This is a genomic window from Pseudarthrobacter sp. S9, assembly GCF_050156545.1.
Taxonomy (GTDB): Bacteria; Actinomycetota; Actinomycetes; order Actinomycetales; family Micrococcaceae; genus Arthrobacter.
On record NZ_CP189576.1, the window covers coordinates 853,114 to 872,281 of the forward strand.

Genomic DNA, 19,168 nt, shown 5'->3' on the forward strand with positions numbered 1-19,168 from the left:
GCGTGTGAGCCACCTCTCATGGTTGTGCAAAATGACCTATAGTCTTCAGTCATGAGACTTAATGCACCGCCGCTCCGGTCCTGTGACGCACGGAGCGCACGGAACGAACGGGACGCACGTGGCAGCCGTGGCTGCTGACGCTGCCGAGCGGCTCGGCTTCGTCACCCTCGCGCAGTTCCTGCGCCAGCTGCCGCCGGAGCTGACGGTCCTGCACGACGGCGGCAACGGCGAAGGACGGCTGCGCTGGGTGGAACCGAGCGAGCTGGAGGACCCGACCCCGTACCTGCTCGACGGCGAGTTCCTGCTCACGGCCGGCCTGCCGTTCCTGGCCGAGGGCGGCCACGAGGAGCCTGTGGACGCCTATGTGCAGCGGCTGGTCCGGGCGCGCGTCGGCGCCCTGGGCTTCGGCCTGGAACCATACTTCGACGCCGTCCCGGACGCCGTGGTCCGGGCCTGCCGGCGGCACAACCTGACCCTCGTGGCGATCCCGCGGAACATCCCGTTCGCCGCGGTCGGCCTGGAGTTCTCCCGGCTGCTCGAATCGGACAATGCCAAGACGTTCCGGCAACTGGCGGACACCAACAGGCAGCTCATGCGCGCGGTCTTGTCCGCACGGCCGGAACACGAGCTCCTGGCGGCGCTGGTGCAGCGGGTTCCGGTCTGGGCCGTGCTGGTGGGGGCCGACGGACGGGTGCGGGCCCGCGGTGCCGGCGGCGCACGTGCCGCCGGCACCGCCACCGCCACGGCCGCGGGCGTGGATCCGGCGACGCTGCAGCCGCTGCTGGCCAGGCTGCTGTCCGGCAGCGGCCCCCGGGTGGAGATGGACTCGTTCGACGCCGCCGGCTCGTCGCTGGTGTTCGGGTATCCCTTGCGCAGCACCCGGGACGCCAACCTGGGCGCCCTGGTCCTGGGCACGGACGCACCGCTGACCCCGGCCCAGAACAGCGTCGTCTCGGCCGCCGTCGGGCTCCTGGAACTGCTGATCCGCCAGCGGACCAGCGGCTCGCTGGCCCCCAGCCAGCTGGCCACCGCCCTGCTGCTGCATCCGGAGAGCCTGACGTCGGGTTCCACCCGGCATGTCAACGGGCTTAGGGACCTGCTGGCGCAAAGCATCTCCTCCACCAGGTCCGGGCAGCTGCGCGTGGTGCAGGGCATCCGCGCGGACGCCGCCGGCACAGGCAGCGGCACAAGCGGCGGCACAGACAGCGGCAGGACCAGTGGCACAAGCGGCACGGGCCGCACGGGCGAGAGCCCCGTCAGGGAGCTGCTCGAATGGCGCAGGCTGTTCGACACCAAACTGGTGGAGATCACCGACTACGGCTTTGCCGCCATTACCCGGCTGAAGGTCGACGACGCCCTGCTCGCCGAGGTTGAACGGCTCGGCTGGCGCCTGGTGATCGGCAGCGTCACCGAATTCGCCGGCCTGGCGGGTGCGTACCAGCGCGCCTCATCCCTGCGCAACCGCGTGCGCACAGCCGGACGCAGCGTCCGGGCGGATGAAGTCACCTGGTCCGTGACGGGGCTACTGGGCAACGAGGCCGGCGCCATGCTGGCGGGCAGGCTGCTGGAACCCGTGCTGGCCCTCGATCCTGTTCGCCGGGACAGCCTGCTCGGCATCCTGCGGGCGTGGCTTGGCGAGAACGGCAGCTGGGACGCAACGGCGAAACTCACGGGACTCCACCGCAACAGCGTCCGCCGCCAGATCGGCATGCTTGCGGAGCTGCTGGGGGCGGACCTCAACCAGGCCCAGGCCCGTGCGGAATTCTGGATCGCGCTTCAGTACACGGGCGACCTCGATCTGCCGGCCGCTGCGGACTCCGGCGGTATTCAGCCGCCTGTTCAGCCGTCCCACGAACGGTAGATCTCCGGGCGACGATCGCGCAGATAGGCCACGGCGTCGCCTGAGGCGTCGCCGGCGGCGTTCTGGCTGGCCCCCGGGCCGGCGTCTGCCAGCTCGGCAAACAGCAGCTCCGTTCCGGCGCCGGCCTCCGCCAGCAAGGAGCCGTCAGGAGCCGCCACGACGCTGCCGCCGAGGAAATCACAGCCCTCTTCCGTGCCGGTGTGGTTGGCGTAGGCCACGGTCAGCTGGTTCTCCAGCGCGCGGGCCCTGATCAGGAGCTGCGGCACGGCGTCGAAGCCTCCGGCGAGCGCCGTCGGGACCAGCAGCAGCTCGGCGCCGCGCACGGCGGCGGCACGGGCGGACTCAGGAAACTCAATGTCGTAGCAAATCACCAGAGAGGTCTTGAGCCCGTGGAAATCCACGACGCCGGGAGCCGCGCCGGCCGCGGCGAAGGCATCGCGTTCCTCGGGCCCGAAGAGATGCACTTTGGCGTAATTGAGCAGTTCCTGCCCGTCTTCGTCAATGAGGGTGGCCGTGATCTGCCACTCCCCCGCCGCGGTCACGGCGGGCAGGCTATAGACCAGCGCAATGCCGTTCCTGCGGGCTATGTCGGCCAGGGCCTGCCGGACGGCAGGCAGCGTGCCGGGGTCAAAGTCCGCCCGAAGCCGGCGGGGCGCATAGCCCACCGGGAAAAGTTCCGGCGTGAGCAGCAGCTGCGCACCGGCAGCGGCAGCCTTCCGCGCGGCCTCCTCCAATGCGTCGCAGTTCGCCTGCACATCCAGCACGGCGGAGTTCGCCTGCATCAGGGCCAGCAGCACCATTACCACCTCAAGAATCTCCAGGGGACCTCCGCAGGAAGGCTGCGGACTCTCTGTTCTCCAGCGTAGCGACGGTCCGTGGCGTTGTCCGAGGTGCATTTCCGCCCGCACCACCGGCCCGCAGGACGGAACGTCCCCGCGGCCGAACACGCGGCGGAAAACACGGCCGAACACACCCTGGACACGGGCCGGAACCCACGGTCGCGGCAACCGTTGCGTTAACTTCTTGACTACAAGCCGCGAATGCGTCACGCTTCATAGCATGCCCTCACCAACGCGCTCAACGAGGAGCCGAAGCAAAAACCCCGGATCGCAGTCGGCACTCCGGCATCTGAACCAGCAGCGGATCATAGAATGCCTCCTGGCCGGTCCCTCCACGCAGGCGGAACTGGCACGGCAGACCGGCCTCTCCACGGCCACGGTCTCCAACATCGTCAAGATCATGCAGGACGCCGGACTGGCCTCCACCGAGCCGATCACCAGCTCCGGGCGGCGTGCCCTGAACGTCCGGCTCAACAGCAACGGAGCCGTCGCCGTCGGGATCGACTTCGGCCGCCGGCACCTGCGGGTGGTCCTCGCCTCGCTCAGCTACCACGTGATCGCCGAGGAATCGGTGCTGTTGCCGTTGGGCCACCACGCCGAGGAGGGCATCTCGGCCGCCGTCGGCGTGCTGGACCGGCTGCTGGCCGAAAGCGGCGTGGAACGCAGCGCGCTGGTAGGTGCCGGCGTCGGCATTCCGGGCCCCATCGACCGCCGCACCGGGACCGTGGCGCAGGGCGCGATCCTGCCGGAATGGGTGGGCATCAACATCCTGCAGCGCCTAGAGGAAGCGCTGGATCTGCCGGTCTTTGTGGACAATGACGCCAACCTCGGCGCTTTGTCCGAGGTCACGTGGGGGCCGCACAGCGGCGTCAGCAACCTGATGTTCCTCAAGATCGGCTCGGGCATCGGTGCCGGGCTGATCCTCAACGGCATCCCGTACTACGGAAACGTCGGCATCACGGGCGAGATCGGCCACGCCACGATCCACGAACACGGGCTGATCTGCCGCTGCGGAAACCGCGGCTGCCTGGAAACCATCGCCTCCACCACCATCATGATCGAACTCCTGAGCCGTGGGGAGGACCGGCCGCTGACGCCGGGGGACATCGTCCGGAAGGCCTCGAAGCGGGACTCCGCGACGCTGCGCGTGGTGGACGACGCCGGCCTCGCCGTCGGCCGCGCCCTGGGCAATGTGGCGAACCTGATCAACCCCGAAGTGATCGTGGTGGGCGGCCCGCTGGCCGGTCTCGGAGAGCTGCTCCTGGACCCGATCCGGCGGGGCCTGGTCCGCCACGCGGTACCCGTCATCGGCGAGACGACCACCCTCACGATGTCGTCGCTGGGCGACCGCGCCGAGGCCCTCGGGGCCACGGCTTTGGTCTTCCAACATGCCGGAATCCGGCGAAACTAGCTTATTCGTTATCGGCCCGTTGCGTTAAAGACTTGACGACAAGGGCTGTGATCCAGTTTACTTTTTCATCAGACGGCCCTGCGGTTTGCAGTGGCGGACAACGAAGTCATGCATTGGAGGCGTAAGGGCAAAATGACGTCCCTCAACACGCACAGCGATCCGATAATCCTCGAGATGCGCTCCATCACCAAAGAGTTCCCCGGCGTTAAAGCATTGGCCGAGGTAAGCCTGCGGGTGAAGGCCGGTGAAATCCACGCCATCTGCGGTGAGAACGGCGCAGGCAAATCCACCCTGATGAAGGTGCTCTCGGGCGTTTACCCCTTCGGCAGCTACACCGGGGACATCGTTTACCAGAGCGAAGTCCAGGAATTCAAGGACATCCGTGCCAGCGAGCACGCCGGAATTGTGATCATCCACCAGGAACTCGCGCTCATCCCGGAACTTTCCATCATGGAGAACATCTTCCTCGGCAATGAACCCACCAAGCGCGGGGTGATCGACTGGGCGCAGGCCCGGATCCGCTCCACCGAACTGCTGGCCAGGGTGGGGCTGCGGGAAGACCCGGACACTCCCGTCAAGGAAATCGGCGTCGGCAAGCAGCAGCTCGTCGAAATCGCCAAGGCCCTGAACAAGTCGGTGAAGCTCCTCATCCTGGACGAGCCCACGGCCGCCCTCAACGAATCCGATTCCCAGCACCTGCTGGACCTCATGCTCGGCCTGAAGGGCCGCGGCATCACCTGCATCATCATTTCCCACAAACTCAACGAGATCGAGCAGATCGCGGATTCCATCACCATCATCCGCGACGGCAAGGCCATCGAAACGCTCGACGTCAAGGCCGACGGCGTCGACGAGGACCGCATCATCAAGGGCATGGTGGGCCGGACCCTGGAATCCCGGTTCCCGGATCACGAGCCCAAGATCGGCGATGTGTTCTTCGAAGTGAAGAACTGGAACGTGGGGCACCCGGCGATCCAGGACCGCCTCGTCTGCAAGAGCTCCAACTTCTTTGTCCGCCGCGGCGAGATCGTCGGCTTCGCCGGCCTCATGGGCGCCGGACGCACCGAGCTCGCCCGGTCGGTGTTCGGCCGCTCCTACGGCCGTTTCATCTCCGGCGAGGTCTACAAGGACGGCAAGGAACTCCACCTCAAGAACGTCCGCCAGGCGATCGACGCCGGACTGGGCTACGTCACCGAGGACCGCAAGTCCCTGGGGCTGAACCTGCTGGACGACATCAAGGCCACCACGGTCTCGGCGAACCTGAGGAAGATCAGCAAGCGCTACGTGGTGGATGCCAACCAGGAATTCATCGTCGCCGAGCAGTACCGCAAGTCGCTGCGGACCAAGGCGCCGTCCGTCGAGGAAGGAGTGGCCAAGCTCTCCGGCGGCAACCAGCAGAAGGTGGTGCTGGCGAAGTGGATGTTCACCGACCCGGACCTGCTGATTCTCGACGAACCCACCCGGGGGATCGACGTCGGCGCCAAGTACGAGATCTACGGCATCATCCAGCAGCTGGCCAACCAGGGCAAGGGCGTCGTCGTCATTTCCTCGGAGCTCCCCGAGCTGCTGGGCCTCTCGGACCGCATCTACACCATCTTCGAGGGCGCCATCACCGGCGTGCTGAACAAGGACGAAGCCAGCCAGGAAAGCCTGATGAAACTCATGACTTCCGCCCGCAAGACCGCCTGACCCTCTGGGACCATCCAGAACATTCCGGACACAAGGACTGAAACAATGAACGCGCTCAAGAAGCTCTTTGGCGGAAACACCCGCCAATTCGGCATGATCTTCGCCCTGGTTGCGCTGATCGTCTTCTTCCAGATTTTCACAGAGGGCCGCACGCTCACCCCGGGCAACGTCATCAACCTCTTCAACGGCAACTCTTACATCCTGATCCTCGCCATCGGCATGGTCCTGGTGATCATCGCCGGCCACATCGACCTCTCCGTCGGCTCAGTCGCAGCCTTTGTCGGCGTCAGCGTGGCGCTCTTCATCCGCGACTGGGGCATCCCCTGGTACGTGGGCGTCCTGCTGGGGCTGCTGCTCGGGGCCGTGATCGGCGCCTGGCAAGGATTCTGGACCGCCTATGTCGGCATCCCCGCGTTCATCGTGACGCTGGCCGGCATGCTCCTCTTCCGCGGCTTCAACCAGTTCGTCGGCAAGTCCAACACCATCCCGGTCCCGGCTGACTTCCAGTACATCGGCTCCGGCTACCTGCCCGAATTCGGGCCGAATACCGGGTACAACAACCTGACCGTGCTCCTGGGCCTGGCGGGCGTGGCCTTTGTGATCTTCAGCGAGATCCGTTCCCGCCGCAACGCCAAGGCTTTGGGTGCCGAGGTTCCCGAAACCTGGGTCACCATCACCAAGCTGGTCCTGGTCTGCGGCGCCATCCTCTACGCGACCTACCTGTTCGCCACCGGCCGGCCGGGCACGTCCTTCCCGATTCCCGGCCTGATCCTCGCGGTCCTGGTCTTGATCTACGGCTTCATCTCCTCCAAGACCATCATCGGCCGCCACATCTACGCCGTCGGCGGCAACCGGCACGCCGCCGAGCTCTCCGGCGTCCAGTCCAAGAAGGTCAACTTCCTGGTCATGATGAACATGTCGATCCTGGCCGGCCTCGCCGGCATGATCTTCGTCGGCCGCTCCACCGCGTCCGGCCCGTTCGACGGCGTCGGCTGGGAACTGGACGCCATCGCGGCCGTGTTCATCGGCGGCGCCGCCGTGACCGGCGGCGTGGGCACCGTGATCGGCTCGATCGTCGGTGGCCTCGTGATGGCCGTCCTGAACAACGGACTGCAGCTGCTCGGCGTCGGCGCCGACCTGACCCAGATCATCAAGGGCCTGGTGCTCCTGATCGCCGTCGCGTTCGACGTCTACAACAAGACCCAGGGCAAGAAGTCGATCATCGGCATGATGATGAAGAACTTCGGCCGCAGCAGCGAGCTCAGGCCCGACGAGACCACGTCCGTGAAAGAGGTCATCTCCAGGGAAGCCTGAGCCTCTGCCCTGATTCCCCAGATTCTCCGCACACCACCTAAAGAAAGTGAACCAACAATGCAAATGATTGGTAAAGCAGGAAAGGCAGCAGCAATCGCTGCTATTGCGGCACTGGCGCTGACAGCCTGCGGCCGTTCCGACACCGGAACCAGCGGCGGCTCCAGCGCGGGCGGCGAGGCGTTCCCCAAGAACTCCTCGATCGGCGTCGCGCTCCCCCAGAAGACCAGTGAAAACTGGGTCCTGGCGGAGAAGCTGTTCAACGACGACCTCAGCGGTGCCGGCTTCAAGGCAGATGTGCAGTTCGCCAACGGCGGCGTTTCGGAGCAGCAGAACCAGATCAGCGCCATGGTCACCAAGGGTGCCAAGGTCATCATCGTCGGTGCCATCGACGGCGCGCAGCTGGGTACCCAGCTCAAGCAGGCCAAGGACGCCGGCGCCACGATCATCGCCTATGACCGCCTGCTGCTGAACACCGATAATGTGGACTACTACGTGGCCTACGACAACTTCAAGGTCGGTGTGCTGCAGGGCCAGGCGCTGCTGGACGGAATGAAGGCCAAGAAGGCCTCCGGCCCGTACAACGTCGAACTGTTCGCAGGCTCCCCCGATGACGCCAACGCGAAGGTCTTCTTCGACGGCGCCATGAGCATCCTCAAACCGAAGATCGACGACGGCACCCTCAAGGTAGTGTCCGGCCAGACGTCCTTCGAGCAGGCCGTTACCCAGGGCTGGAAGGCGGAGAACGCCCAGCGTCGTGCCGACACCCTGCTGACCGGCAGCTACGGCAGCGCGACCCTCGACGGCGTGCTGTCCCCGAACGACACCCTGGCCCGCGCAGTCCTGACCTCGGTCAAGGCCGCCGGCAAGCCGCTGCCGATCATCACCGGCCAGGACTCCGAGGTTGAATCCGTGAAGTCCATCCTCGCCGGTGAGCAGTACTCCACCATCAACAAGGACACCCGCAAGCTCGTTGAGCACGCCATCACCATGGTCAAGGACATCCAGGCAGGCAAGAAGCCCGAGATCAACGATGACAAGTCCTACAACAACAAGGTCAAGGTTGTTCCGGCTTACCTCCTGGCGCCGGTCATCGTGACCAAGGAAAACGTCAAGACGGCCTACGTCGACGATCCGGTACTCGGACCGCTGACCAAGTAATCTGACAAACGCCACATCGGAGCCCCGGCTCTCCCGCAAGGAGAGCCGGGGTTCTTTTGTGCCCCAAACCGGAGCCCTACCGCAGCTCCCGCAAGCTTTCACAGCGGATCCATAGCTTCGCTGTGATCTCCGCACAGCGGTCCGTACCACTGTGGGAGCAGCCGCCGGCTAATCCGACCGGCCTGAGATCCTAGGAGTACCGTGAGCGTCCTTGCCCGGAGTGTAGGCAATGCCTTTCGAAACAAGGTCAGAACGGCTGCCGTCGTGGCCGTCCTGGCCGTGGCCATCGGCCTTGCCTTGTCCATGCTGGTGGCCAACCAGGCCGTCGCCGGCAAGGTCGCCGAACTGAACGCCTCGGTGGGCACCGTCCTGACCGTCACCCCGGCCGGCGGTCAGGGCTTCGAGGGCGGCGGCGAACCGTTGACCGCCGCACAGGCGGCCACGGCGGCGTCGGTGCCCAACGTGAGCAGCGTCGTCGGCACCAAGGCGCTGCGCCTGCGCAACGCCGCTGCGGTGGCCGCGCAGGCCGGACCGGGTGGCCAGGGCGGGCAGGGTGGCCAGGGCGGTCCCGGCGGCCAGTCAGCCACCACAGTGACCACAAGCCTTACGGCCGCCATCGACGCCGGCACGCTCGGCAACCGGAACCAGGCGGCCACCGGGACATCCGGGAGCGGGACTACAGGCAGTACCACGGGCAGTACAACGGGCAGTTCCACGCAGGCGGCCCCGACGTTCTCGCTGCCCATCACCGCAACCGGAATCGGCGCCGAGGTGGACGCCACCGGCAAGGCCCTGCAGCTGACCCAGGGAACGGGCCTGGGCGATTACACCGCCGCGTCCACCGGGGCCCTGTTGGGCACCACCCTCGCGGAGAAGAACGGCCTGGGCGTCGGTTCGACCTTCACGATCAAGGACCAGACCTTCTCCGTCACGGGCCTGTTCGACGCCGGCACTGCCTTCGGCAACAACGCACTGTTCGTGACCCTCCCGTCTGCCCAGACTCTTGCCGCGCTGCCCGATGAACTGTCCGCCATGATCGTGACCGTGAACAGCATGGAAAACGTCGACGCCGCCAAGTCCGCTTTGCAGGCAGCGCTCGGCTCCGACAAGGCCGACGTCAGCCAGGGCCAGCGGAACCTGCAGACAGCCGTCAGCTCGCTGGGCAGCGTCAAGAACATCTCCTTCATCGCCTTTGCCGCCGCCCTGGCCACCGCGGGCCTGATCATCCTGCTGATCATGGTCATGCTGGTCCGCGAGCGCCGCCGGGAAATCGGTGTCCTGAAAGCGATCGGCGCCCCCAACCGCACCATCGGCCTGCAGTTCGTGCTGGAGGCGCTGGTGCTGGTGGCCCTCGGCAGCGTGGTGGGCGCCGCCGTCGCCTCCTTTGCCAGTGGCGGCATAGCCTCCGCGCTCATCAGTTCAAACAGTGCAACTGCCACAACCGGCGCCGCCACCGGCCAGCGCGGTATTCCCGGCGGAGCCGCCGGAGGCTTCGCCGCCGGCGGGGCTGGTTTTCCCGGCGGGGGCCCCTTCGGCGGCGCCAACCAGCTGCTGACCTCCGTGACCGCGAGCGCCTCCCCCGGCGTGATTGCCGCCGGTATCGCCGCGGTGTTCGGCGTCGCCATCGTCGGGGCCCTCGTCCCGGCCCTGCTCACTGCACGCATCCGTCCCATCGAAGTCCTCCGAGGAGAGTAGCCATGATCGAAGTCAAGAACCTGGTCCGTGTATTCAAGTCCGGCGACCGGACCATCAAGCCGGTCAACGACGTAAGCTTCGAGCTCGAACAGGGAACGCTGGCCTCGATCGTGGGCAAGAGCGGCAGCGGCAAGAGCACCCTGCTGTCCCTGCTGGGTGCCCTCGACAAGCCGACCAGCGGCGATGTGCTGGTCAACGGGGTGAGCCTGGCCAGCATGCCGGACGGCAAGCTGACCGAGTACCGCCGTCGGGACATCGGCTTCGTGTTCCAGCAGTTCAACCTGATCCCCAACCTCTCGGCCGTGGACAACGTGATGCTGCCGATGGAGTTTGCCGGGATCCGCAAGACCGCCCGGCTGGAGCGTGCCCGGGAACTGCTGGAACAGGTGCAGCTCGATCCGGACAAGCATGTGCGGCGCATCAACCGGCTCTCCGGCGGCGAGCAGCAGCGGGTGGCCATCGCCCGGGCGCTGGCGAACGAGCCCAAGCTGATCCTGGCCGATGAGCCCACCGGCAACCTGGACGAACAGACCGGCGAGCACATCATCGAGCTGCTCAGCGCGCTCAGCCGGGACCACAACACCACGATCCTCGTGGTCACCCATGACCGGTCCCTGGCCAACAAGACGGAGCGGCGCTTCCGGCTCCAGCAGGGCCGCCTCATGGAGGAAACAGCCCGTAACCGGGCGACGGCAGGCTCGCCCGCCTAAGGTCCGGCCATCGTAGAGTGATGCTGAGGGCGGGTCTTTCGCGGCCCTCCCTCAGCTTCTGCGCCGAAAACCTGCGCCGAAAACCCGGACGCTCCATCACGTTCCGGCGCGAAAACCGGAAACCTCCCGCGCCCGGGTGAGAAGATGGCTCCATGACTGCCCCCATCGCGAAGCCGTGGCTGTTCAGCCAGCCTGACCAGGACCCCCGCACAGCCACCGGCGCCAGGCTGCGCTGGGGCGTCGTCGCCACCGGGGGCATCGCGGCGTCAGTGACCCGCGACCTTTCACTCCTGGCCGACGCCGAACTCCACGCCGTCAGCTCGCGCACCCAGGCGGCCGCGGATGCCTTCGCCGCCGACTACGGCTTTGCCCGTGCCTACGGGGACGACGCCGGGCAGACCGGCTATGAACGGCTGCTCGCTGACGACGCCGTGGACATCGTCTACGTCGCCACACCCCACGCCCACCATCACAAAATCGCCCTGGCTGCCCTGTCCGCTGGAAAGCATGTCCTCTGCGAGAAGGCCCTTACCGTCAACGCCCGGGAAGCCTCCGAGCTTGTGACGCTGGCCCGGGCCAAGGGCCTGTTCCTGATGGAAGCGATGTGGAGCCGCTTCCTGCCAAGCATGCAGCGGGCCTTCGAGATCGCCGCCTCGGGAGAGATCGGCGAGGTGAAGTGGGTCGCCGCCGACCTCGGCTTCCCGGCCCCGTACTCGCCCACCTCGCGGCTCTGGGCCCCGAAGGACGGCGGCGGCGCACTGCTGGACCTGACCGTCTATCCACTGCTGTGGGCGCTGGGCACCCTGGGGTTCCCGCAGACCGTCAGTGCCACCGGCTGGCTCAACGACGACGGCGTGGACGCCCAGAATGCGCTGACGCTCGGATACCACCACGGCGCGCAGGCGCAACTGACCTCTTCGCTGCTGGCCCATGGCCCCCGCACGGCCACTGTGGCCGGGAGCCTGGGCTTCCTCCAGACCACCGGCTCCATCAACAACCCCAAGGAACTCCTGGTCAGGATCGGTTTCGACGAGCCGCGCAGCGAGCACTTCACGGTTGTCGGTAGGGGCTACAGCTACGAACTCCGCGAGGTGACGCGCTGCATCCAGCAGGGCCTCACCGAAAGCCCGGTCATGCCGCTGGAGGACTCCCTGAACACCATGCGGCTGTTTGACGGGGTCCGCGCGCAGCTGGGTGTGAGCTACCCGAACGACGCCCGCTGAGCGCTTTCCGATGGTCTCAGAATCCGCACACTTTCCGGCGCGCTCCGTAGTGCCTCAAGTCAAGATGCTCGCGAAATAGGTTCCGGTGCCTCAGCTATTTCTGCTCGCGAAATGCCGGCGGTGATGGCATTGGTTTTGTCTTTGGCCAAGGCGATGAGTTTGTGTTGGATGGCGGTGATGGCGCGCGTCAGTTCGGCGGGGTTGGTGTCGTTGAAGAGCCGGGCGAACTCGCTGGCGCGCTCCGGTGTCAGGACAGCTGAGTCCATGACGCGCTGGTACGGGGTGCGTGGCCTGTCATAGATCCGGGTCTTCCTTCCGTTCCTGTTCGAACGCCAGCCGATGGCCTTCGTGGTCGCAGTGAACATGTTCAGCCGCACCCTCACGAGCGGATAGAGCTCATTGAGCAGCCTCAGCTCACCGGCAGTGTCGTAGCGGTAGTGGAAGGCGTGACGGCGGACCACATCGCCGTTCTTCTGTTCAACGTGGGCGTTGTCGTTGGATTTATAGGGCCTGGCCCGGGTGAAGAACAAGTCCCGCTCACCGGCCCATTTGATCAGGGCGTGGTTGATGAATTCACCACCGTTATCGGTATCCAGGCCCACGAGCGGGAACGGCAGCCTGGCCTCGATGCCTGTCATAGCCTCGAGGACCCACCGGTGGGCGCCGTTCTTAATCGCAATGTTCTCTGTCCAGCCGGTGAATACATCGGTGACCGTGAGGGAGCGGATGAACTCCCCGGCCAGGGTCGGGCCGCAGTGCAGCACCAGATCCGCCTCGACGAACCCCGGCGCCTGTTCGTGCTCATCCCCGGGCCTTGCGGACCTGGATCGAGTTGCGCAGCAGCGGCCCGGGTTTCGTCCCGGACAGGCCCAGTATCCGCGCACCGTCCTTGGTCGGCTTCAGCATCCTGTCGATCGTTGCCCCGGAAACGGCGAGCAGCTGCGCCCGCGTCTGCTCGTTCAGACGTCTCTGGTCCAGCTCGTGAAACCTCTCCAGCTTGGGCAGCCAGATGGCCATCGTCGCGGCCAGATACTTCCCGGACGGACGCCCGGCAAGGTTCCACACCTGAACCAGCAGCTTCAGCGTGTCATACCCGTACGAACGGGACCGCGGTACGCGTTTGACCGCTTTCACCGGGCCCTTCCGCTGCAGCGCCGTCCGTAACGCCCGTCTCGTATTCGCCCTGGACCAGCCCGTCGTCGCGACCAGCTGATCCAGCATCACCCCCTTGGCCTTCTTCGACGCGCGCCCATACTCGGCCGCATGCTTCTTCGTGATCTCCCGACGCGCACCCATCGACAACTGACCCATCCGCCAAGCACACCGCAGCACTCGGGCGGTCACCGGCATTTCGCGAGCATTAATCAAATGAGGCACGCACCCCATTTCGCGAGCACTATACGTGAGTCTTGTCGCGCTCTGGACTCACCCCTGCGGGCGGACTTACCCTGAAGGCAATCATCGAGTCTTCCGGAACGGGGGTGTGCGCATGGAACCAGCCGCAGCCCCTCCCCGTGCACACCGCCTCCGCCGCCCCTTGCGTCGCGTTCTCCTGGCCGCCATCGCAGGCGTGGCCTGGCTGTCGCTCTCCGCGGCGGCTGCCAACGCCAACGACTCCTCCACTTCCTCAGCATGTCCGGACGAGTCCGGCGAGTCTGTAGCGGCCGTCAGCGCAGACGCTGACGACATGCCGGGTACTGCCCCGGCGACGACGACACCCGGGCTCGCTCCCGAGGGCAGGCTGTGGGCTGCGGTCGCCGTTCCGGAGCTGACGCCGCCCGCGACGGAACCGGCGCCGGCCGCTGATCCGACGCCGCCCGCCCCGGCTCCGGGTCTTCCCGCCGTCGACCCGACGGTGCCGAGCCAGACGCTTCCCGCTCCCGCTCCCACACTGCCCGCCGCCGATCCTGCCATCCCGGTTCCCGGCCCCACGCTCCCTGCCGTTCCGGCCGTTCCGGTCTCTGCCGCTCCGGTCCGTGCGCCGCTTCCGGACCGGACCGTTCCGGCACTGCCCGCCCCGGGTGCCACCGCCCCGGTTCCGGGCCCCGGTGCTGCGCCGGCTGTGAGCCCCGCGGGATCGACTCCCGCTAACGCGACTCCCGCTAGCGCGCTGCCCGGGAACCCGGTAGCGGTGCCTCTTCTTCCTGATGCAGGCAAGGCCGCACCACCGGCGGGACCAGCGGCCGCCGCGCCGGCGACTCCCGAGGCTAAGACGGATGCCGGGATTGCCAAGCCACCCGGAGCTGCTGAGCAGCTAGTGCAGGCACAGCATCTGGTTGAGTTCCCGCCCGGTGATCTTCGCGACGTGTATTATCCGCCGACGGTTTCCGCCATCCTGGTCCCTGACACCCCGCTTGCGCCCAGCGCAGCCGACCCGGCTCCCGCTGCCCCTGCCCCTGCGCCGGGGGCCGGAGGCGCCCAGGCACCGGGCGGCAATCAGCGGCCGAGTCCGTGGCACGGCGGCACGGGGCTGCCGGCGCCTGACGCCCTCCCGCCCGCGCCCGGCTCAGGGTCCGGCAGCGGGCACTCCTCCAGTGGCCCCACGGGTACGGCTGCGTGGATTCCGAGCCTGTACTTCGACCTGCCCACAACAGGGGCCGACCCCATCCGCGGTCCGCTCCAGCACGCGTACGCAGCCGTATCGGCTGATCCCGGTTCTTCTCCTGACTAGTTAGGCCGTCTCTGCCTCCACAGAGCACGGTCCATCGGGCTGCCTTGGGCGCCCGCTAACAGTCATTCAGGAGAATTCCCCATGGACACGACCGTCCGCCGCCGGGCTTCCGGCACCCCACTTGCCAACGGGCTGATCAGTTCAGCGCCGTCACCGTCCTCTTCGCCGCCGTCAGGGCGGGACCCAGCGCAGCTGCGGCCGAGCAATCCGGATCCGTCATCCGGGTGCAGGGAACGCCCGCCGTAATGCAGCCAGCCGCTCCCGTCGAGGTCCTGTGACCGCCGGAGCGAAGTCGTTGGGTCCGCTGGGGGACTCAACGGCATTCATTGGCTCCGGCGGAGGATCCCGTTGTTGTGCGGCTTGACGTGCGGCTTGACGTGCGGCCGAGCTCAGTCCGCACCCGATGGCGGCGGATACCCGTCCCCGTATTATTCTTGACTGGCGCCGCCGTGGCGCACAGGGACGGGACGGGGACATCGTGGACAGTTCACCCAACAGCATCGCGGTGGAGCCCTTGGGGGGCCGCTATCGTTTGGGGGAAGTGATCGGCCGGGGCGGTATGGCCTCGGTCTACACGGCCAAGGACCTGAACCTGGGCCGGGACGTGGCGCTCAAGCTGTTCGCCCCGCAGTCCGCCGATCCTGACGAGTTGAGGCGCCAGGAAGCAGAGATCGAGCTCCTGGCCACTTTGAACCATCCGGGTCTCGTCACGCTTTTCGATGCCGGGACGGACATACGGATCCCCGAAGAACCGCGGCCGTTCCTGACCATGGAGCTCGTGGACGGCCAGGACCTGAGGACCCGGGTCCGGCACAGTCCGGTGCCCCTGGACGAGCTGGCCGTCATCGGGGCGGGTATGGCAGATGCCCTCGCATATGTGCACTCCCTGGGCATCGTCCACCGCGACATCAAACCGGCCAACATCCTGCTGGTGCGGGGCCGGCCCGGGGATCCCCTGCGGCCAAAGCTCACGGACTTCGGCATCGCCAGGGTCGTTGACGGGGCCCGCCTCACCGCCACCGGCACCATGGTGGGAACCGCCGCCTACCTGAGCCCGGAACAGGCCCGGGGCGCCGACATCGGCCCGGCGAGCGACATCTATTCGCTGGGGCTCGTACTGCTTGAGTGCATCAAAGGCGAGGTTGAGTACCCCGGTAGCGCGGTGGAGTCGGCTGTGGCCCGGCTGCACCGCGTCCCTGCAATCCCGGACCGCGTGCCGTCCGAGTGGGCGCAGCTGATCCGGGCCATGACTGCCGTGGACCCGTTGGACCGCCCGTCCGCCGCGGACCTGGAAGTGGCCCTGCGCCAGGCCCTGGTCGCGCCGGCCTCACTCCCGGGCATCCTCGCGGAAGAACGCACCAGAGTGCTGCCCGCCCCGCCGGCCCGGCCCCCGCGGTCACTGAAGTCCGACGCCGGAACACGCCCCCTGCACATTCTGAGCCCGGACGTACGTCCCGGAGATACGCGGACGGGCCGGGACCGTTTTGCGTCCCGCCCAGCGGACCGTTTCCGGAAAGCGGGCCGGCGCACCCGGATCGCGGTCATCCTCGTCTTCGTGGCCCTCCTCGCCGCGGTTGCCGCGGTGGCCGTCGCTGTCGTCGCCCCGAAGGCGCCCGCCGTCGTCCCCTACCCCGCAGTCACCGGCAGCCTGGGTGACCACCTGAGACAACTGCAGACGAGCGTCGAGCCATGAGCCGGAGCATCGCCCTCCCGCTCCACCGGCGTGACCGCCGTCCCGCGCCGCTGCTCGCGGGCTTCCTCCTCACCGCAGGTGTGCTTGCCGCGGCCTTGGCCGGCTGCGGTCCGGCGGCTCCCGAGTTGGGGAGCGACGCCGCCAGGGAGCTCCAGTCGCAGGTGCTCGCGGTCACCGAGGCTGCGGCCTCGGACGACTCCCCCGGGTCCCTGAAACTGCTCGATGAGCTCGTGACCACGCTGGACGACGCCGCCGCCCGCGGTGAGGTGTCGTTCCAACGCCGACAGATCATCAGGACGTCCATCGACGCCGTCCGCGCCGACCTCACGGCCAAGGAGGCCGCAGCCGTCCGGGCCGCGGCTGCCGCTGCCCCGGGCCCGGCGCCCGCCGTCGTCCCTCCGGCTCCAACTCCGGCGCCGGGCAAGGCCGACAAACCCAAGGGCAAGCACGACGGCAACGGCTGAGGCTGACCGACGCCTGAATACAGAACGGCGCACCGGGAACTCCCGGTGCGCCGTTCTGGCATTACAACTGGCTGGTCAGGGCATCAGCCCAGCATGGACAGCACTTCGCTGAACTTCGCCGAGGGACGCATGACGGCCTTGACCTTGGCCTCGTCGGGGCGGTAGTAGCCCCCGATGTCGACGGGGGAGCCCTGCACTGCCAGGAGCTCGCCGACGATGGCGTCCTCGTTCGAGGTCAGCGCAGCGGAGACGGCGGCGAAAGCCGCAGCCAGCTCGGCGTCGTCCGTCTGGCTTGCCAGCTCCTGGGCCCAGAACTTGGCCAGGTAGAAGTGGCTGCCACGGTTGTCGAGCTCGCCGGCCTTGCGCTTCGGGGACTTGTTCTCGAGCAGGAACGTGCCGGTGGCGCGGTCCAGTGTGTCGGCCAGGACCTGCGCACGGGCGTTCCCGGTGCTGGTGGCGAGGTGTTCGAAGCTCACGGCCAGCGCCAGGAATTCGCCCAGGCTGTCCCAGCGCAGGTGGTTTTCCTTGAGCAGCTGCTGGACGTGCTTCGGGGCGGATCCTCCGGCCCCGGTCTCGAACAAGCCGCCGCCGTTGATCAGCGGAACCACGGAGAGCATCTTGGCGCTGGTGCCGAGTTCCAGGATCGGGAACAGGTCCGTGAGGTAGTCGCGCAGCACGTTGCCGGTCACCGAGATGGTGTCCTCGCCCTTGCGGAGTCGTTCCAGCGTGAAAGCCGTGGCCTCGTCCGGGGACATGATGGCGATCTGCAGGCCCTCGGTGTCGTAGTCCTTGAGGTATTCCTCGACCTTGGCGATCATCTGGGCATCGTGGGCGCGGCCCTTGTCCAGCCAGAAGACGGCCGGCATGGCGGAGGCGCGGGCGCGGGTGACGGCAAGCTTGACCCAGTCGCGGATCGGCACGTCCTTGGTCTGGCAGGCGCGCCAGATGTCGCCGGGGGCGACCTGGTGCTCGACCAGCACGGTGCCGGCGTCGTCGACGATCTGGACGGTGCCTGCGGACGGGATCTCAAAGGTCTTGTCGTGGCTGCCGTATTCCTCGGCGGCCTGGGCCATGAGGCCGACGTTCGGCACGGTGCCCATGGTGGTCGGGTCGAAGGCGCCGTGGGCGCGGCAGTCGTCGATGACAACCTGGTAGATCCCGGCGTAGCTGCTGTCCGGGAGGACGGCGAGGGTATCGGCTTCCTGGCCGTCGCGGCCCCACATGTGGCCGGAGCTGCGGATCATGGCGGGCATCGAGGCGTCGACGATGACGTCGCTGGGCGCGTGCAGGTTGGTGATGCCCTTGTCGGAGTCGACCATGGCCAGCTCGGGGCCGTCGTTGAGGCCCTTCTGGATGGCAGCCTGGACGTCGTCGCGGATCTCCTCCGGGAGGTCCTCGAGTCCGTTCAGGATGGAGGCGAGGCCGTTGTTCGGGCTCAGGCCCGCGGCAGCGATCTGCTCGCCGTACGTGGCGAAGAGCTCGGAGAAGTAGGCCTTGACGACGTGGCCGAAGATGACGGGGTCCGAGACCTTCATCATGGTGGCCTTCAGGTGGGCGGAGAACAGCACGCCCTCTTCGTTGGCCCGGGCAACCTGGGCCGCGAGGAACTCATCCAGGGCGGCGGCGCGCATCACCGTGCCGTCGATGACCTCGTCGGCCAGGACGGGGAAGGCACGCTTGAGGACCTTGACCGTGCCGTCTTCCTTGACCAGCTGGATCTTGATGTTGCCGTCGGCCTTTATGAGCACGGACTTCTCGTTGGAGCGGAAGTCACCGGCGTCCATGGTGGCGACGTTGGTCTTCGACTCGGGGCTCCAGGCGCCCATGCTGTGCGGGTTCTGCCGGGCGTAAGCCTTGACCGAAAGCGGCGCACGGCGGTCCGAGTTGCCTTCGCGCAGGACCGGGTTGACGGCGGAGCCCTTGATCTTGTCGTAGCGGGACCGGATGTCCGTTTCCTCGTCCGAGGAGGGGTTGTCCGGGTAGTCCGGCAGCGCAAAGCCGTGGCCCTGGAGTTCCGCGATCGCGGCCTTCAGCTGGGGCACCGAGGCGCTGACGTTGGGCAGCTTGATGATGTTGGCTTCCGGCTTCTTGGCGAGGGCGCCCAGTTCGGCCAGGGCGTCGCTGGCGCGCTGCTCTTCGGTGAGGTAGTCACCGAAAGTGGCGATGATGCGGCCGGCCAGCGAAATGTCGCGGGTCTCCACTTCCACACCGGCCGTGGAGGCGAAGGCCTCAACAATCGGCAAGAACGAATAGGTGGCCAGCATCGGCGCTTCGTCGGTGTGGGTATAGATAATCTTTGCCATTGTTCGGGCGTCTCCCTGAAGGTCTGGGTATTTCCGGAATCTTGTGTTATCTCAACAGCTCTAACTTACCCGAGGTGGCCGCACGGGTGCCTACCGGCGTCGGCCTCCGGCGGGTGCGTGACGCTCCATCACGCTGT

Annotated in this window: 15 protein-coding genes; 11 read left to right on the top strand and 4 right to left on the bottom strand. The window is 67.1% G+C overall.

Annotated features, from left to right (window positions below; all coding sequences use genetic code 11):
- Positions 1-61 precede the first annotated feature (61 nt).
- A complete protein-coding gene (locus ACQCSY_RS04000) occupies positions 62-1,861 on the top strand; it encodes a PucR family transcriptional regulator ligand-binding domain-containing protein (RefSeq protein WP_427133385.1) in 1,800 nt (599 codons plus the stop codon).
- Here ACQCSY_RS04000 and ACQCSY_RS04005 read toward each other — a convergent pair.
- Positions 1,840-2,661: a nitrilase-related carbon-nitrogen hydrolase gene (locus ACQCSY_RS04005; RefSeq protein WP_427135668.1), complete on the bottom strand. Its 822-nt coding sequence runs from the start codon at positions 2,659-2,661 to the stop codon at positions 1,840-1,842. The two genes, ACQCSY_RS04000 and ACQCSY_RS04005, sit on opposite strands and share 22 nt — an antisense overlap.
- 259 nt (positions 2,662-2,920) lie before the next feature.
- Between ACQCSY_RS04005 and ACQCSY_RS04010 the strand changes: the two genes are divergently transcribed.
- From ACQCSY_RS04010 to ACQCSY_RS04040, 7 genes are all read left to right on the top strand, one after another.
- A complete protein-coding gene (locus ACQCSY_RS04010) occupies positions 2,921-4,111 on the top strand; it encodes an ROK family transcriptional regulator (protein WP_427133387.1) in 1,191 nt (396 codons plus the stop codon).
- Positions 4,112-4,243: 132 nt separating this feature from the next.
- Positions 4,244-5,800 carry a multiple monosaccharide ABC transporter ATP-binding protein gene (gene mmsA, locus ACQCSY_RS04015; protein ID WP_427133389.1) on the top strand — a complete coding sequence of 519 codons (1,557 nt, stop codon included), beginning with the start codon at positions 4,244-4,246 and terminating at the stop codon, positions 5,798-5,800.
- 45 nt (positions 5,801-5,845) lie between these two features.
- Positions 5,846-7,114, top strand: a complete 1,269-nt coding sequence (gene mmsB, locus ACQCSY_RS04020; RefSeq protein WP_427133391.1) for a multiple monosaccharide ABC transporter permease — start codon at positions 5,846-5,848, stop codon at positions 7,112-7,114.
- Between the two features lie 57 nt (positions 7,115-7,171).
- Positions 7,172-8,272 carry a substrate-binding domain-containing protein gene (locus ACQCSY_RS04025; RefSeq protein ID WP_427133393.1) on the top strand — a complete coding sequence of 367 codons (1,101 nt, stop codon included), beginning with the start codon at positions 7,172-7,174 and terminating at the stop codon, positions 8,270-8,272.
- A 201-nt stretch (positions 8,273-8,473) separates the two neighbouring features.
- Positions 8,474-9,967, top strand: coding sequence for an ABC transporter permease (locus tag ACQCSY_RS04030; RefSeq protein WP_427133395.1), 1,494 nt, complete (start codon positions 8,474-8,476; stop codon positions 9,965-9,967).
- Positions 9,968-9,969: 2 nt separating this feature from the next.
- Complete coding sequence (locus ACQCSY_RS04035) at positions 9,970-10,677, top strand: ABC transporter ATP-binding protein (protein ID WP_427133397.1); 708 nt, start codon at positions 9,970-9,972, stop codon at positions 10,675-10,677.
- A 152-nt stretch (positions 10,678-10,829) separates the two neighbouring features.
- Entirely contained in the window at positions 10,830-11,900 is a 1,071-nt protein-coding gene (locus ACQCSY_RS04040; RefSeq protein WP_427133399.1) for a Gfo/Idh/MocA family protein, read from the top strand.
- A 59-nt stretch (positions 11,901-11,959) separates the two neighbouring features.
- Here ACQCSY_RS04040 and ACQCSY_RS04045 read toward each other — a convergent pair whose 3' ends face one another.
- Together ACQCSY_RS04045 and ACQCSY_RS04050 are read right to left on the bottom strand one after the other, a co-directional pair.
- The gene (locus ACQCSY_RS04045; RefSeq protein ID WP_427133401.1) at positions 11,960-12,664 is read right to left on the bottom strand and encodes an integrase catalytic domain-containing protein; all 705 of its coding nucleotides are present in this window, start codon (positions 12,662-12,664) and stop codon (positions 11,960-11,962) included.
- 37 nt (positions 12,665-12,701) lie between these two features.
- Positions 12,702-13,211: a hypothetical protein gene (locus ACQCSY_RS04050; protein WP_427133402.1), complete on the bottom strand. Its 510-nt coding sequence runs from the start codon at positions 13,209-13,211 to the stop codon at positions 12,702-12,704.
- 178 nt (positions 13,212-13,389) lie between these two features.
- On the opposite strand from ACQCSY_RS04050, the gene ACQCSY_RS04055 reads away from it, so the two are divergent.
- The 3 genes from ACQCSY_RS04055 (at position 13,390) to ACQCSY_RS04065 (ending at position 16,728) form a co-directional block, all read left to right on the top strand.
- Positions 13,390-14,571, top strand: a complete 1,182-nt coding sequence (locus ACQCSY_RS04055; protein ID WP_427133404.1) for a hypothetical protein — start codon at positions 13,390-13,392, stop codon at positions 14,569-14,571.
- A gap of 475 nt (positions 14,572-15,046) precedes the next feature.
- Positions 15,047-16,264 (top strand): serine/threonine-protein kinase, encoded by a 1,218-nt coding sequence (locus ACQCSY_RS04060; RefSeq protein ID WP_427135670.1) that lies wholly within the window; start codon positions 15,047-15,049, stop codon positions 16,262-16,264.
- A complete protein-coding gene (locus ACQCSY_RS04065) occupies positions 16,261-16,728 on the top strand; it encodes a mucin-associated surface protein (protein WP_427133406.1) in 468 nt (155 codons plus the stop codon). Before ACQCSY_RS04060 ends, ACQCSY_RS04065 begins: the two co-directional genes overlap by 4 nt.
- 83 nt (positions 16,729-16,811) lie before the next feature.
- On the opposite strand, the gene ACQCSY_RS04070 is transcribed toward ACQCSY_RS04065, so the two are convergent.
- Positions 16,812-19,031, bottom strand: a complete 2,220-nt coding sequence (locus ACQCSY_RS04070; RefSeq protein WP_427133407.1) for an NADP-dependent isocitrate dehydrogenase — start codon at positions 19,029-19,031, stop codon at positions 16,812-16,814.
- Positions 19,032-19,168: the final 137 nt, after the last annotated feature.